Here is a 13,644-nt window from a genome sequence, read left to right as displayed (position 1 = left end):
GACCGAGGGCCCCCGGAGAATCCTCCGGGGGCCCTCTCGTACGTACGGGTGGCCGCGGCGCTAGATCTCGTACGTCGCCCGGGGCATCGCCAGATCCGAGGGGCCCGAGTACACCGCGCGGGCGTCGGCCAGGTTGATCCGGGGGTCCGTCCACGGCGGGATGTGGGTGAGCAGCAGACGGCGGGCGCCGGCGCGGCTGGCGCTCTCGCCCGCCTCGCGGCCGTTGAGGTGCAGGTCGGGGATGTTCTCCTTGCCGTGCGTGAACGCGGCTTCGCAGAGGAACAGGTCGGTGTCCCGGGCGAGTTCGTCCAGCGCGTCGGTGACGCCGGTGTCCCCGGAGTACGTCAGCGACTTCCCGCCGTGTTCGATACGGATGCCGTACGCCTCCACGGGGTGGCGCACCCGCTCCGTGTGCACGGTGAACGGGCCGATCTCGAACGTGCCCGGTTTGACGGTGTGGAAGTCGAAGACCTCGCTCATCGAGGAGGCGGTGGGAGTGTCCGCGTACGCGGTGGTCAGTCGCTGTTCCGTGCCCTCGGGTCCGTAGACGGGGAGCGGGTCGCAGCGGCCGCCGTCGTGGCGGTAGTAGCGCGCGACGAAGTACGCGCACATGTCGATGCAGTGGTCGGAGTGCAGATGGCTGAGGAAGATCGCGTCGAGGTCGTAGAGACCGCAGTGGCGCTGCAGCTCGCCGAGGGCACCATTGCCCATGTCGAGAAGCAGCCTGAAGCCGTCGGCCTCGACGAGGTAGCTCGAGCAGGCCGATTCCGCGGACGGGAACGACCCCGAGCAGCCGACGACGGTGAGCTTCATAGGAGCTGGAACCTCCGCGCTGACAGGAAGTGCAGAGAGTAGATGCGGGGTGCAGGTACTCGGATGCGGATACGGGAACGGGGGTCGTGCGGTCCGTCGAGCGTAAGGCGCAAAAGGGCGGGTCGCTCCTCCACCAGGGGCTGTTGTGGGCGAACTCACCTGTGGTGTCACCGGTTCGGATGGATGGTCGACCGGAGGTCGGATGCCTGGGTCCCGCGGGCAGGGGGCGGGGCGCAGTGCGCGCCGGTACCTTCTTTGGTATGGACACGTCCTGGTGGCTCGCGTTGGCGGCCGTGGTGCTGCTCGCGCTGGTCGCGACGCTGGTGGACGGCTGGGGGCGCCGTGGGCGCCGCGGAGACCGGGCCGCCGGTCGGACTCGGCCGCCCGGGCGGCCGTCGGCCGGGGGCCGGGAGCGGCCGCGGATACCTCGGCCGCGGCCTGCGGAGATCTGGTGGGCGAAGGTTCCGTACGAGGACGGGCCCGGGGAGAAGGACCGGCCGTGTCTGGTGCTGGCCGTGCGGGGCGAACGGGTGACCGTCGCCAAGATCACGAGCAAGTACCACGACGAGCGGGCCGGGGTGATTCCGCTGCCGCCGGGTGCCGTCGGCGATGCCCATGGGCGGGCGAGCTTCCTGGAGACGGACGAGCTGCGCGAGGTGCCCTTGTGGGAGTTCCGGCGGCGGGTGGGGGTGGTGGATCCGGTCCTCTGGGACCAGGTCCGCTACTTGGCCGGCTGAGGCCGGGTGGTCTTTCGGCTGCGGGCCGGTGAGGGCTGGTCGCGCGGTTCCCCGCGCCCCTCAAGAGCGCCGGCGCGCACCTTTCAGCCTGTCATGGGACGGGTAGGGGCGGCGGGGGCGAGAAACCTCCGGGCCGCCGCCCGTGCGGCCTACGCCCAGAGCTGGCCCTGGAGGGTTTCGATGGCTTCTTCCGTGGTCGCGGCGGTGTAGACGCCCGTCGACAGGTACTTCCAGCCGCCGTCGGCGACGACGAAGACGATGTCGGCGGACTCCCCGGCGGCGATCGCCTTCTTGCCGACGCCGATCGCGGCGTGCAGCGCGGCCCCGGTGGAGACGCCCGCGAAGATGCCCTCCTGCTGGAGGAGCTCACGGGTGCGGGTGACCGCGTCGGCGGAGCCGACCGAGAAGCGGGAGGTGAGGACCGACGGGTCGTACAGCTCGGGGACGAACCCCTCGTCCAGGTTGCGCAGGCCGTACACCAGGTCGTCGTAGCGCGGCTCCGCGGCGACGATCCTCACGTCCGGCTTGTTCTCCCGGAGGTAGCGGCCGACGCCCATGAGGGTGCCCGTCGTGCCGAGGCCGGCGACGAAGTGCGTGATGGAGGGGAGGTCCGCCAGGATCTCGGGGCCCGTCGTCGCGTAGTGGGCGCCCGCGTTGTCGGGGTTCCCGTACTGGTAGAGCATCACCCAGTCCGGGTGCTCGGCCGACAGTTCCTTCGCGACGCGCACGGCGGTGTTGGAACCGCCGGCCGCGGGGCTGGAGATGATCTCCGCACCCCACATGGCCAGCAGGTCCCGCCGCTCCTGGGAGGTGTTCTCCGGCATCACGCACACCATGCGGTAGCCCTTGAGCTTCGCCGCCATGGCCAGCGAGATGCCGGTGTTCCCGCTCGTCGGCTCCAGGATCGTGCAGCCCGGCGTCAACCGGCCGTCCTTCTCCGCCTGTTCGACCATGTGGAGGGCCGGACGGTCCTTGACCGAACCCGTCGGGTTGCGGTCCTCCAGCTTCGCCCAGATCCGGACGTCGGCGGACGGCGAAAGGCGTGGCAGGCGCACCAGAGGGGTGTTGCCCACCGCGGCGAGCGGGGAGTCGTAGCGCATCAGCGATCAGCAGCCGATCAGACCATGCCGCCGGCCACGGCCGGCAGGATCGTCACGTTGTCGCCGTCGGTGAGCTTGGTGTTGATGCCGTCGAGGAAACGGACGTCCTCGTCGTTCAGGTACACGTTGACGAAGCGGCGCAGCTGGCCGTCGTCGACGATCCGGGCCTGGATGCCCGCGTGCCGGGTCTCGAGGTCGGCGAAGAGCTCGGCGAGGGTCGCGCCGCCGCCCTCGACGGCCTTCTCGCCGCCGGTGTAGGTGCGGAGGATGGTGGGGATGCGGACCTCGATGGCCATGGTTGCGGGCTCCTGTCGGAAGGAAAAGTCAGGTCGGTGGGCGCGCGCGGCAGCGCGGGAGAGGCAGGGCGGAAGGCCGGTCGCGGCCCCGCGGAGCCGTGGCTCACGGCCGTACGGCGGCAGGGTTCAGCGCGTACAGATGGCGCTCTGCAGCCTGCACAGGTCGACGTGCAGCCGCGCCACGAGCAGCATGCCCGGCGTCTTGTCGCTCACGTCGTGGGAAACCATGGGCTCATCGTATCGATTCCCCGTCCGGGTCCCGGAGTGTGATCTCAGATGGTGGATGAATTCTGCCCGAAGTCCGGGATCGGTGCGGAGCCGGGACGGAATCAGTAGGCGTCCACGACCGTGACCTCCTCCTCCGTCACCTCTCCCTCGACGATCCGGTACGAGCGGAACTGGAACGGACCCGCGTCGTCCGCGTCCGCCGTCGAGACGAGGACGTAGTGCGCGCCGGGCTCGTTGGCGTACGAGATGTCGGTGCGGGAGGGGTACGCCTCGGTCGCCGTGTGGGAGTGGTAGATGATCACCGGCTCTTCGTCGCGGTCGTCCATCTCGCGGTACAGCTTCAGCAGGTCGCCGGAGTCGAACTCGTAGAACGTGGGCGAGCGGGCGGCGTTGAGCATCGGGATGAAGCGCTCGGGGCGGCCCGAGCCCGCCGGGCCCGCGACGACGCCGCACGCCTCGTCGGGGTGGTCCTGGCGCGCGTGCGCGACGATCTGGTCGACGAGGGCCTGGGTGATGGTCAGCATGTCGGTCAGGATAAGCAGAAGGGCCGCTCCGTACCGAAGGGTGGTACGGAGCGGCCCACATGCTGAACCGGGCACGTCGGCCAAGTTGAACCGGGAAGGTCGGCCAAGCTGAACCGGGAAGGTCAGCCGACCTTCTCGAGCGCCGGCTCGCGGCGCTCGGTGACCTGGGGGTTGCGTGTCTTGAGCACCCACCAGCCGATGGCCAGGGCCGCGGCCCAGCCGGCCATCACGTACAGGCAGACGCGGGAGTCGGCGTCGTACGCGATGAGGCCCGTGACGAAGAGCAGGAAGACGACCGCGATCCAGCTGCACTTCGCTCCGCCCGGGGCCGGGAAGGAGGAGGCGGGCAGGCGTCCGGCGTCGACCGCGCGGCGGTAGAGGATGTGGCTGACCAGGATCATCAGCCAGGTCCAGATGCCGGCGGCGGTGGCCACGGAGGTGACGTAGCCGAAGGCCTTCTCCGGGACGATGTAGTTCAGGATCACGCCGATGCCCATGAAGAGCATGGAGACGGTGATGCCGATCGCCGGGGTCTTGGTCGAGGAGAGCCTGCTGAAGACCTTGGGGGCCTCGCCGTTGTCCGCCAGGGTGCGCAGCATGCGGCCCGTGGAGTACATGCCGGAGTTGCAGGAGGACAGGGCGGCGGTCAGGACCACGAAGTTGACGATGCCGGCGCCGGCCGGGATGCCGATCTTCGCGAAGGCCTCGACGAAGGGGCTGACGCCCGGGGCGAACTCCGTCCACTTCACGACGCAGAGGATGACCGTGAGTGCGCCGACGTAGAAGAGCGCGATGCGCCACGGGAGGGTGTTGATCGCCTTGGGGAGGGTCTTCTCGGGGTTCTCGGACTCCCCCGCCGTGACGCCGACGAGCTCGACGGCGAGGTAGGCGAACATGACGCCCTGGAGGGTCATCAGGGACGAGCCGATGCCCTTGGGGAAGAAGCCGTCGAACTGCCAGAGGTTGGCGACGGAGGCCGTGTCGCCGGCCGAGCTGAAGCCGAAGGTGAGGACGCCGAGGCCGATCACGATCATGCCGATCAGGGCGGTGACCTTGACCATCGAGAACCAGAACTCGATCTCTCCGAAGAGCTTCACCGAGATCAGGTTCGCCACGAAGAGGACGATCAGGAAGACCAGTGCCGTCACCCATTGGGGGATGGCCGGGAACCAGTAGTGGACGTAGATCGCGGCGGCGGTGAGTTCCGCCATGCCGGTGACCACCCACATCAGCCAGTACGTCCAGCCGGTGAAGTAGCCGAAGAACGGGCCGAGGAACTCGCGGGAGTACTCCGCGAAGGAGCCCGAGACCGGGCGGTACAGGAGCAGCTCGCCGAGCGCCCGCATGATGAAGAAGATGATCACGCCTGCGAGGGCGTACATGAAGATGAGGCTGGGCCCCGCCTTGGCGATGTTCGCCCCGGCGCCCAGGAAGAGGCCGACGCCGATGGCGCCGCCGATCGCGATCATCTGGACCTGGCGACTGCCGAGCCCGCGCTCGTACCCCTCTTCGGGGGCGTCGCCGCCCACGGCCTCACTGCCGGCTCGCGGCTCGTCGGTCTTGTCGACCTGCGATGAGGTCATGTGTGGTGCGCCTTTCTCCATGCCGGTCCGAGCCAGTCACTTGGCTTCGGATCGGGTTCCGATCCCCCCGGATGTGATGGAGCTGTGCCTGGCCGGCGGTCGCCGGCTCGGTGGCGCACCCGACCGGACATGGGTGGTGTCCTGTCGGGCGGTCGTGAAGATTTATCACGGCTGCAACATGGGCAGCCTGCGGGTGATGTAAGGCATGCCACAGGGAGAAGCGGACAAAAAGTACTCACGCGCTTATAACAGGCCAGGACGGTGACGGGATCGTTATCCGGATCTGAGCGTCCTCTGAGCGAACACCGATTGAACCCTGAACCAACCCCTGGTCAGGGCATGTCGAACGGCCTACCGACCGCTTCCCCGCGCAGCACCCGATCAGGACATCAGCGTCTCGACGAGCGTCTCCTGGAGACCGCCCAGCCACAGGTACGCCATCACCATCGGCTTGCGCGGGTCCTCGTCCGGGAGGCGGTAGAGGAGGTCGGCGTCCTCCTCGTCGACGACGTCGAGCCGGGCGCCGATCGCCAGGCGCAGGTCGTTGAGGGCGCGCAGCCACTGCTCGGACTCCCCGGGGGAGAGCTTGAGGACCGCGCCGCCGTCACCCGCCATGGTGAGGGCGTCCAGCGAGCGGATCACCGCGAGGGCGTTCTCGCGCTTGCCGGCACGCAGGTCGTTCTCGGTGAAGCGGCGGAACTCGGAGGAGTACGCACGCTGCTCCTCCGCCTGTTCCGGCGAGGACGCCTCGACGTCGGGGCCGCTGTAGGCGTCCGGGAACAGGCGCTGGAGCACGGGGTCGGAGGGCGGCTCGCTGGGCCCCTCCGCGAACAGTTCGGCGAGCGGGTCGTCGGGGGCGTTCTCCGCGGGGCCGGGACCGATGAGCTCCAGGAGCTGTACGGCGAGGGAGCGGATGATGGAGATCTCGACCTCGTCGAGCGCGACGGCCGCGCCGCCGCCGGGGAGCGGTTCGAAGTGTCCTGGCATGGAGTGAGTTCGCTACTTCCGGTCCTGCTCGCGGTTTACAGGGAGGGCTCGGGCGTTTACAGGGAGGGCTCGGGCTGCTGCCGGTCCGACGGCCGCCGGTCCGACGACTTCCGGTCCCGCCACATCCGGTCCCGCTACTTCCGGTCCTGCTGAAGGGTGGCCCACAGACCGTAGCCGTGCATGGCCTGTACGTCGCGCTCCATCTCCTCGCGCGTGCCGCTGGAGACGACCGCCCGGCCCTTGTGATGGACGTCGAGCATGAGCTTGGTGGCCTTGTCCTTGGTGTAGCCGAAGTACGTCTGGAAGACATACGTCACATAGCTCATGAGGTTGACCGGGTCGTTGTGCACGATGGTGACCCAGGGGACGTCGGGCTCGGGTACGGCGAAGACCTCCTCCGCCGACTCGGTCTTTTCGATCTCTAGGGGTGCGGGAGCGGTCACACGGCCCATGCTGCCACCAGAGAGGGGGGCCCGCACAAACGGACCCCCGGAATACAACGGGATACAACCGAAAGACAACGGCCCCCATAAATCGTCAGAGTGACGAGATGGGGGTACCATCCAGGCTTATGAACACAGCGGACCTTGGGCTGCCGGTGGACGTTCCCTCGACGGCGCTCTTCACGGACCAGTACGAGCTGACGATGCTGCAGGCCGCACTGGCCGCGGGGACCGCCGAGCGGCGCTCGGTCTTCGAGGTCTTCACGCGGCGGCTGCCGGAAGGGCGGCGCTACGGCGTCGTGGCGGGCACCGGGCGGGTCCTCGACGCCGTCGAGAACTTCCGCTTCGACGCCGACGTGCTCGGCTTCCTGCGCGAGAACGCCATCGTGGACGAGCCGACCCTGGAGTGGCTCGCCTCGTACCGCTTCGGCGGGGACATCTGGGGCTATCCCGAGGGCGAGGTGTACTTCCCGGGCTCGCCGATCCTGCGGGTCGAGGGGTCCTTCGCGGAGTGCGTGCTCCTGGAGACGGTGATCCTCTCCATCCTCAACCACGACTCGGCCATCGCGGCCGCCGCCTCCCGGATGGCCTCCGCCGCCGGGGGCCGGCCGCTGATGGAGATGGGCGCCCGGCGGACGCACGAGCTGGCCGCGGTGGCGGCGGCGCGGGCCGCGTACGTCGGGGGCTTCACGACCACCTCCGACCTGGCGGCGGGCTTCCGCTACGGCATCCCGACCGTCGGCACCTCCGCGCACGCCTTCACCCTGCTCCACGACCGCGAGCGGGACGCCTTCCAGGCCCAGGTGAACTCGCTGGGCCGGGGGACGACACTGCTCGTGGACACGTACGACGTCGCGGAGGCGGTACGGATGGCCGTCGAGGTCGCCGGGCCGGAACTCGGGGCCGTACGGATCGACTCCGGGGACCTCCTGCTGGTCGCGTACCGGGTGCGGCAGCAGCTGGACGAGCTGGGCGCGACGGACACGCGGATCATCGTGACCTCGGACCTGGACGAGTACGCGATCGCCTCGCTGGCGGCGGCGCCCGTGGACGCGTACGGCGTCGGTACGCAGTTGGTGACGGGTTCCGGCCATCCCACCTGCTCGATGGTCTACAAGCTGGTCGCCCGCGCCGAGTCGGCGGACCCGAAGGCTCCGCTGGAGCCCGTGGCCAAGAAGTCCACCGGCGGCAAGACCTCGATCGGCGGGCGCAAGTGGGCCGCGCGCCGGCTCGACGAGCGGGGGGTCGCCGAGGCCGAGGTGATCGGCACCGGGGCGGTCCCCGTGGAGCTCGCCGACCGACAGCTGCTGGTGGAGCTCGTCAAGGGCGGGCAGGTCCTCTCCCGCGAGTCCCTCGACGTCGTACGCGACCGGCACGCGTCCTCCCGCGCCAACCTGCCGCTGTCGGCGACACAGCTCTCACGCGGGGAACCGGTCATCCCGACGGAATACATCTGATTCGGCCCCGGCGATGTGCGCGGGGTGCGCCGGAGCACGCGCGGGCGGCGCTCCGGCCGGCTCCGGCCACCCTTGGGCAAACACGAATGAACGGGCGGTCAGCGGGAATGCAACGGCAACACGCACACCGCACCGGCCGCCGCAGCAGGCCGTAACCGAATGCCCCTCCCGCGCCGCACGTGAAGTCTCTGGGCTCGGCTCCACAGGCCGGTCCCGCACACCCCCTGCCACATCCACCGACCCCACAGTCGACACAGTCGAAGGACACCGACCATGCGCCGCGCCTTGATCGTCGTAGACGTGCAGAACGACTTCTGCGAGGGGGGCAGCCTCGCGGTGGCCGGAGGCGCCGATGTGGCCGCCGCCATCACGGAGCTGATCGGGCAGGCGCCCGCCGGCTACCGGCATGTCGTCGCCACGCGTGACCTCCACATCGCTCCCGGTGGCCACTTCGCCGACAACCCCGACTACGTCCACTCCTGGCCCGCGCACTGCGTGGCCGGCACGGAGGGGGTCGGCTTCCACCCGAACTTCGCTCCGGCGGTCGCCTCCGGCGCGGTCGACGCCGTCTTCGACAAGGGCGCGTACGCGGCCGCGTACAGCGGTTTCGAGGGCGCCGACGAGAACGGGGTCGCGCTGGGTGACTGGCTGCGCGCCCGCGGGATCGACGAGGTGGACGTGGTCGGCATCGCCACCGACCACTGCGTCCGCGCCACCGCCCTGGACTCCGTCCGGGGCGGCTTCCGCACCCAGGTTCTCCTGGACCTCACGGCCGGAGTCTCCGAGGAAACCACGGACCGCGCCCTCGAGGAACTCCGAGAAGCAGGCGTGGACCTGACCGGAAAGCCCGTCGTCTAGCCCTCCGGGCCGACGCCACCACCCGGCCCTGCTCGCCCGCTGGGCGTCTTCGCACGACCGGAGACGCCCGGCTCGGTGGCGGCCCGCCCTCGGGCCGCCCGTCGGCGTGGTGGACAGCCCGGCGCGGGGCCGCAGGCGCCCCGCAGCGGTGCCCCCGGTCCCCGCGCGGCAAGGGACCGCCGGGTGTCTACGTCCGTGTCGCCGAGCCGTCGCCGGTCATGGCTGGGGTGCCGGGCGTCTCAGGAGGGATTTGAACGGGCGCCACAGTTCCTGGGTGAGGTCGGGGCCCTGGACGCCGCTGTCAGGGGTGGTGCGCCATATGAGGCCGTCGGGGTGATGCAGGACGGCGGTGATCTCGTCGGGGGTGGGCGGCGCCGCGTTCCCGCGGAGGTAGACCGCGCGCAGTCCGAGGTTGCGCAGACGCGTCAGGGCGCGGGCACGGTTCTGGGCCAGGACCAGAAAGCGCACGCAGCCGGGCCCCGGACCCGCCGGGCTGGGCAGGTTCAGCGCCACCACCACGCTACCGTTCGGCAGCTTGCAGAAACCTCCTGTGGCCATGCAGTCACACCCCCGTGCGCACCGGTGTCAATAAGAAATCCACAGGACGCACCTAAACACGATCGGCGGCAACCCGCCAGGGGGTCGCCGCCGACACGCTTCTGACCTGCGGAAATACCGGTTACCTCACCGCGGGGCCCACTTCGAGCGAGATCGTCGACCCGTCGCGGGCCTCCTTGGCGATCTTGATCTTGGTGTTGGTGTCAGTGATCTTGACACCCGCGGTCGGGGCCGTCGTGTCGTAGTAGGTGCTGGTGTGGTCGTTGAAGACCGGCACCCCCGGCTTCGACGGGATCTTCGTCGCCACGTCCGCGTTGTGCAGCGTCAGACCGTCCGTGCGGTACAGGCTGAACGGCGAGTCGTACGACTGGATCCGGCTGCGCATCAACGTTCCGTCGGTCCACTTCAGCGCGGTGGAGTGCGAGTCGACCGGCAGGATCAGCCCGGAGCCCGCGTGCGCGCTGACGTTGTTGTCCTTCTGCGAGGTGTCCCACTTCCAGATCAACAGGCCGTTCTGGTACGGGTAGTGCTCCACCCAGGACGGACGCGTCGTCGAGAAGCCGAAGTTGTACGGACCGGTCTTGAGGGTCTTGTCGTACGACACGTACTGACGGTTCTCCGCGATGTAGTACTGCGGGTAGTCGTCGGTGAAGGACGTGCCGACGCGGGAGAAGCCGGCGGCGGTCCACGCGGCGTCCGCGGTCTCGGCGTTGTCCGAGAAGAGCGCCGAACCGTCCGCGGTCACCGCGATCTCGTCGGCCGCGAAGCCCTTCAGCGCCACGCCACCGTCGCTCTGGTAGCGGAAACGCAGGTCGATCTTCTGGCCCGCGTAGGCGTCGAGCGGGAACGACAGCTTCTTGTACGCGTCCACCGTGCCGGTCAGCGCGGGCTTGCCGCTGCCGTCGCGCGGGATCGGCTGCCCGTCCACCGTGCCGTCGATCGCGGTCCAGTTGGCGCCGCCGTCGGTCGAGACCTCGGTGTACAGGTAGTCGTAGTCGGCCTCGATGTCGTACCAGCCGTCGAGCGTGAGGGCGGCCGACGACTTGCCGGCGAGGTCGACGGAGCGCGTCAGCGTGTTCTTGAGGTCGTTGCCGCTGCCGCTCCACCACTGGGTCGAGCCCTGCGCCGGGGTGACGATCTGGGTGGTGACCGCCTTGTCCGGCAGCGAGACCACGAGGGCCTGCTTGTTCTTGGTGTTGTACTCGGCGACACCCAGCTTGTGCTTCGACTTCGTCGCGGCCTTGGCCGTGTCGTAGTTCAGCCAGCCGAGCTGCAGCTTGTCCCAGGCGTTCATGTCGCCGGGCAGGTCACCGATGGCGTTCTTGCCGGTGCCGAGCCAGGAACCGGAGGACATCAGGGTCCAGAAACCCGTGGAGTTCTCGGCCGAGTTGGTGGTGTCGTACTCGTCCGGCAGACCGAGGTCGTGGCCGTACTCGTGCGCGTAGACGCCGAGTCCGCCGTTCTCCGGCTGGATGGTGTAGTCGCCGACCCAGATGCCGGTGTCGCCGATCGCGGCGCCGCCGAGCTTGTTGCCGGCCGGACCCGTGGCGCCCGCGTCGGTGCCGAACGCGTACCAGCGGTGCGCCCAGATCGCGTCCTCGCCCTGCGCGCCGCCGCCCGCGGACTCGTCCTCACCGGCGTGCACGATCTGGAAGTGGTCGATGTAGCCGTCGGGCTCGTTGAAGTTGCCGTCGCCGTCGTAGTCGTAGCGGTCCCACTGGTCGTACTTGGCCAGGTCCGCCTTGATGTCCGCGTCGGACCTGCCGGCCGCCTTCTGGTCGGCGACCCAGGCGGTGACACCGTCCTGGACCGCGTACCAGGCGCCCGTGGACGCCTTGTTGGAGCCGTAACGGGCCTCGTTGTAGGGGACCTTGACCCAGTCGGTGACCTCGCCGTCGACCGAGTAGCGGCCCGAGGACTGCTTCTCGTAGTACTTCTTCAGCGACTCGGTGTTCTTGCCGGTGCCGAAGTAGAGGTCCTGGAAGTGCGCCTGGTTGTAGTCCGCCTGCCAGGCCGTGCTGTTGTCCTGGGTGCGGTCGGGCGCGGCTATCTGGTTGTGCAGCGGGCCCACGGTGCCGCCGTAGCGGCTGTCGACCTGGTCGCCGAACTCGACCAGGATCGTGAAGATCTTGTCGGTCTTCTCGCGGCCGAGCTCGACGTACTTGTTCTTGCCCTTGAGCTTGACGACCTGCGAACCGTTCCGGTCCTGGACCTTCGCGTCCCCGGATATGACCTGGTTCAGGGCCTCTTCGCGCTGTGCTTCCTGGGTCTTGCTGAGCGGGCCGTCGAGGTCGTGTTCGGCCTCGTTGCCGGCCGGCTGGGGCTCGTGGCGGTTCGCGCTCGCCGAGGCCGCCGCCGACGCGGCATCATCTGCCTGCGCAACGGCGAACGTCGAGAACGTGGCGGTGGCCGCCGCGAGGGCCACACCCACCGCGGCCGCTCTGAACGTCCATGGTCTGCTGGTCACTTGAAGTCCTCCCCTGCGTCCGTTCGCGCGGATGGGGGGATCCCGGGGTGATGGAGGTCCGCGCGCGTATACGCGTGTCAAGTGACGACATTTGACCGGAGTTACCAAAGAAAAGACAGATCTTGACTTGAACCTGGCAACTGCACTATGCGGAGCTGTAGTTCGGTATCCGAACCGTGATCCGCACCCTCAACGGGCGCGTCCGTCCGTCCACTTGGTGGACGCGATGACTCCGTGCGCCCCCTGTGCTCCGGCACCGTGGGTAAGGTCACGCTTACCGGACGTTCCACTCGGGCATGCAGGCGAATAGAGTCGATTGGCGGAACGTTGGAATGTCAACGGATTGACAAGTCGACACCGTTGTCGTCCCACGATTCGCAGCCCCACCCTGATCGGCGGCACCACTCCCGTTGTCGATCGTCCCGGTCGCCGTCCGGTCCCGTTGTTGTCCGCATCCTCCCCCATCGCGAGAGGCACGGGGGGAGTACCCCCACCCCGAGGAATCGCCATGCCTCGTCCGACCGCCGCACAGCTCGCCTACGGTTCCTGCACCGTGATCTTCTCCACCCTCGCCATGCTGCTGCTGTCTCAGACGAGTTCGGGCCTGGGGATCGCGGTGATCACCCTCTCCGCACTCGCTCTCGGACTGCTCGTCGCCGTAACGGTTCCGCTGCCGAAGCGCGTGCGTTCCGGCTCCATGGCCGCCGTACCGGCTCCCGCACCGGCCCCCGTTCAGGAGCGGGTGCCCGCACAGCGCGAGACCGCGTCCGTGTCCGTGTCGTCGGCGTCCGTCTCCGCCGTACGCGAACCGGCGGGCCCGTGATTCCACGAACCCGCCGCTCTCCCGGTCAGCCGTCTCCTCGTGGAGTGCGGCTGATCGCGTACGTCAGGCCGTGCTGACCACCACCGTCTTGGCCGCCTTGTCGTGCAGGCCCTGTTTGTAGGGCTTGTCGAAGAAGCTCCAACCGCCCGCGATCGCGGTCCAGATGCACGCGCAGCAGAACGCGAACGGGATCCACAGCACCAGCGAGCGGACCAGCGTGGTCTGCACGGAGGGCGTGGAGCCGTCGTCGAGGTTGGCCACCCGCAGGTTGAACAGCTTCTTGCCGAGGGTCTGGCCCGACCTGCTGATCATGATGGTGTCGTAGCCGACGTAGAGCACCGCGGCGATCACGGACTGCCCGAGGCCCCTGCTGTACTGGATCTTGTCGGCGTTCATGTTGTACTCCGTGACCCCGAACGCCCAGGACAGCAGCCACACCACGATGCCCACCAGGATCATGTCGATGATCCTCGCCACCGTGCGTTTGCCGCTGTCGGCGAGCGGAGGCATGCCGGCCAGCGGGTCGCCGCCGTAGGGACCGCCGGGGCCGTACGGGTCGCCGCCGCCGTACCCAGGCGGCTGGTTGCCGTACGAGGAGTCGTACGGGGAGCCCTGGGGCGGTGTGTGCGGCGGAGGGCCGTCGTAGGGGGAACCGCCGCCCTCAGCAGGCGGAGGCTGCTTCTTGAACGGATCCTCGTCCGGTGGCCGGCCGGAGCCCGGGGGCGGCGGTTCGCTGCTCATGGCCCGAGTCGACCGCGAACCCCGCCGCC

General features: G+C 69.1%; 15 protein-coding genes. 4 read left to right on the top strand and 11 right to left on the bottom strand.

What is annotated here, in order from left to right:
• Positions 1-60: 60 nt before the first annotated feature.
• Complete coding sequence (locus tag ACIQTP_RS00650; protein ID WP_403394936.1) at positions 61-813, bottom strand: MBL fold metallo-hydrolase; 753 nt, start codon at positions 811-813, stop codon at positions 61-63.
• Between the two features lie 260 nt (positions 814-1,073).
• On the opposite strand from ACIQTP_RS00650, the gene ACIQTP_RS00645 reads away from it, so the two are divergent.
• Positions 1,074-1,550 (top strand): type II toxin-antitoxin system PemK/MazF family toxin, encoded by a 477-nt coding sequence (locus tag ACIQTP_RS00645; protein WP_403394934.1) that lies wholly within the window; start codon positions 1,074-1,076, stop codon positions 1,548-1,550.
• Between the two features lie 149 nt (positions 1,551-1,699).
• Here the strand turns inward: ACIQTP_RS00645 and ACIQTP_RS00640 are convergent, their stop codons facing one another.
• The 7 genes from ACIQTP_RS00640 to clpS form a co-directional block, all read right to left on the bottom strand.
• Entirely contained in the window at positions 1,700-2,650 is a 951-nt protein-coding gene (locus ACIQTP_RS00640) for a PLP-dependent cysteine synthase family protein (RefSeq protein ID WP_403394933.1), read from the bottom strand.
• Between the two features lie 17 nt (positions 2,651-2,667).
• Positions 2,668-2,946, bottom strand: a complete 279-nt coding sequence (locus ACIQTP_RS00635) for a MoaD/ThiS family protein (protein ID WP_054229696.1) — start codon at positions 2,944-2,946, stop codon at positions 2,668-2,670.
• Positions 2,947-3,072: 126 nt separating this feature from the next.
• A complete protein-coding gene (locus ACIQTP_RS00630) occupies positions 3,073-3,174 on the bottom strand; it encodes a putative leader peptide (protein ID WP_313904860.1) in 102 nt (33 codons plus the stop codon).
• Positions 3,175-3,275: 101 nt separating this feature from the next.
• On the bottom strand, positions 3,276-3,698 hold the full coding sequence (locus tag ACIQTP_RS00625; RefSeq protein WP_095854396.1) for a Mov34/MPN/PAD-1 family protein: 423 nt from the start codon (positions 3,696-3,698) through the stop codon (positions 3,276-3,278).
• 122 nt (positions 3,699-3,820) lie between these two features.
• On the bottom strand, positions 3,821-5,281 hold the full coding sequence (locus ACIQTP_RS00620) for an amino acid permease (RefSeq protein WP_403394930.1): 1,461 nt from the start codon (positions 5,279-5,281) through the stop codon (positions 3,821-3,823).
• A 381-nt stretch (positions 5,282-5,662) separates the two neighbouring features.
• Entirely contained in the window at positions 5,663-6,268 is a 606-nt protein-coding gene (locus tag ACIQTP_RS00615) for a DUF2017 domain-containing protein (protein WP_403394928.1), read from the bottom strand.
• 134 nt (positions 6,269-6,402) lie between these two features.
• Positions 6,403-6,720, bottom strand: coding sequence for an ATP-dependent Clp protease adapter ClpS (gene clpS / locus ACIQTP_RS00610; RefSeq protein WP_054229692.1), 318 nt, complete (start codon positions 6,718-6,720; stop codon positions 6,403-6,405).
• A 119-nt stretch (positions 6,721-6,839) separates the two neighbouring features.
• Between clpS and ACIQTP_RS00605 the strand changes: the two genes are divergently transcribed.
• Positions 6,840-8,168 (top strand): nicotinate phosphoribosyltransferase, encoded by a 1,329-nt coding sequence (locus ACIQTP_RS00605; protein ID WP_403394926.1) that lies wholly within the window; start codon positions 6,840-6,842, stop codon positions 8,166-8,168.
• Between the two features lie 273 nt (positions 8,169-8,441).
• Positions 8,442-9,026, top strand: coding sequence for an isochorismatase family protein (locus tag ACIQTP_RS00600; RefSeq protein WP_403394924.1), 585 nt, complete (start codon positions 8,442-8,444; stop codon positions 9,024-9,026).
• Between the two features lie 216 nt (positions 9,027-9,242).
• On the opposite strand, the gene ACIQTP_RS00595 is transcribed toward ACIQTP_RS00600, so the two are convergent.
• Both ACIQTP_RS00595 and ACIQTP_RS00590 read right to left on the bottom strand, forming a co-directional pair.
• Positions 9,243-9,584, bottom strand: coding sequence for a hypothetical protein (locus ACIQTP_RS00595; RefSeq protein ID WP_403394923.1), 342 nt, complete (start codon positions 9,582-9,584; stop codon positions 9,243-9,245).
• 121 nt (positions 9,585-9,705) lie between these two features.
• Positions 9,706-12,051 carry an immune inhibitor A domain-containing protein gene (locus tag ACIQTP_RS00590; RefSeq protein ID WP_403394922.1) on the bottom strand — a complete coding sequence of 782 codons (2,346 nt, stop codon included), beginning with the start codon at positions 12,049-12,051 and terminating at the stop codon, positions 9,706-9,708.
• A gap of 508 nt (positions 12,052-12,559) precedes the next feature.
• Here ACIQTP_RS00590 and ACIQTP_RS00585 point away from each other — a divergent pair.
• Positions 12,560-12,874: a hypothetical protein gene (locus ACIQTP_RS00585; protein WP_403394920.1), complete on the top strand. Its 315-nt coding sequence runs from the start codon at positions 12,560-12,562 to the stop codon at positions 12,872-12,874.
• Positions 12,875-12,937: 63 nt separating this feature from the next.
• Here ACIQTP_RS00585 and ACIQTP_RS00580 read toward each other — a convergent pair whose 3' ends face one another.
• Positions 12,938-13,615 carry an RDD family protein gene (locus ACIQTP_RS00580; RefSeq protein WP_403394918.1) on the bottom strand — a complete coding sequence of 226 codons (678 nt, stop codon included), beginning with the start codon at positions 13,613-13,615 and terminating at the stop codon, positions 12,938-12,940.
• Between the last annotated feature and the right edge of the window lie 29 nt (positions 13,616-13,644).

Origin of the sequence: Streptomyces sp. NPDC090798, from assembly GCF_044768965.1 — a bacterium.
Lineage (GTDB): Bacteria > Actinomycetota > Actinomycetes > Streptomycetales > Streptomycetaceae > Streptomyces.
Note: the sequence above shows the minus strand (reverse complement) of the source record. Positions and strands in the feature narration are given on the sequence as shown.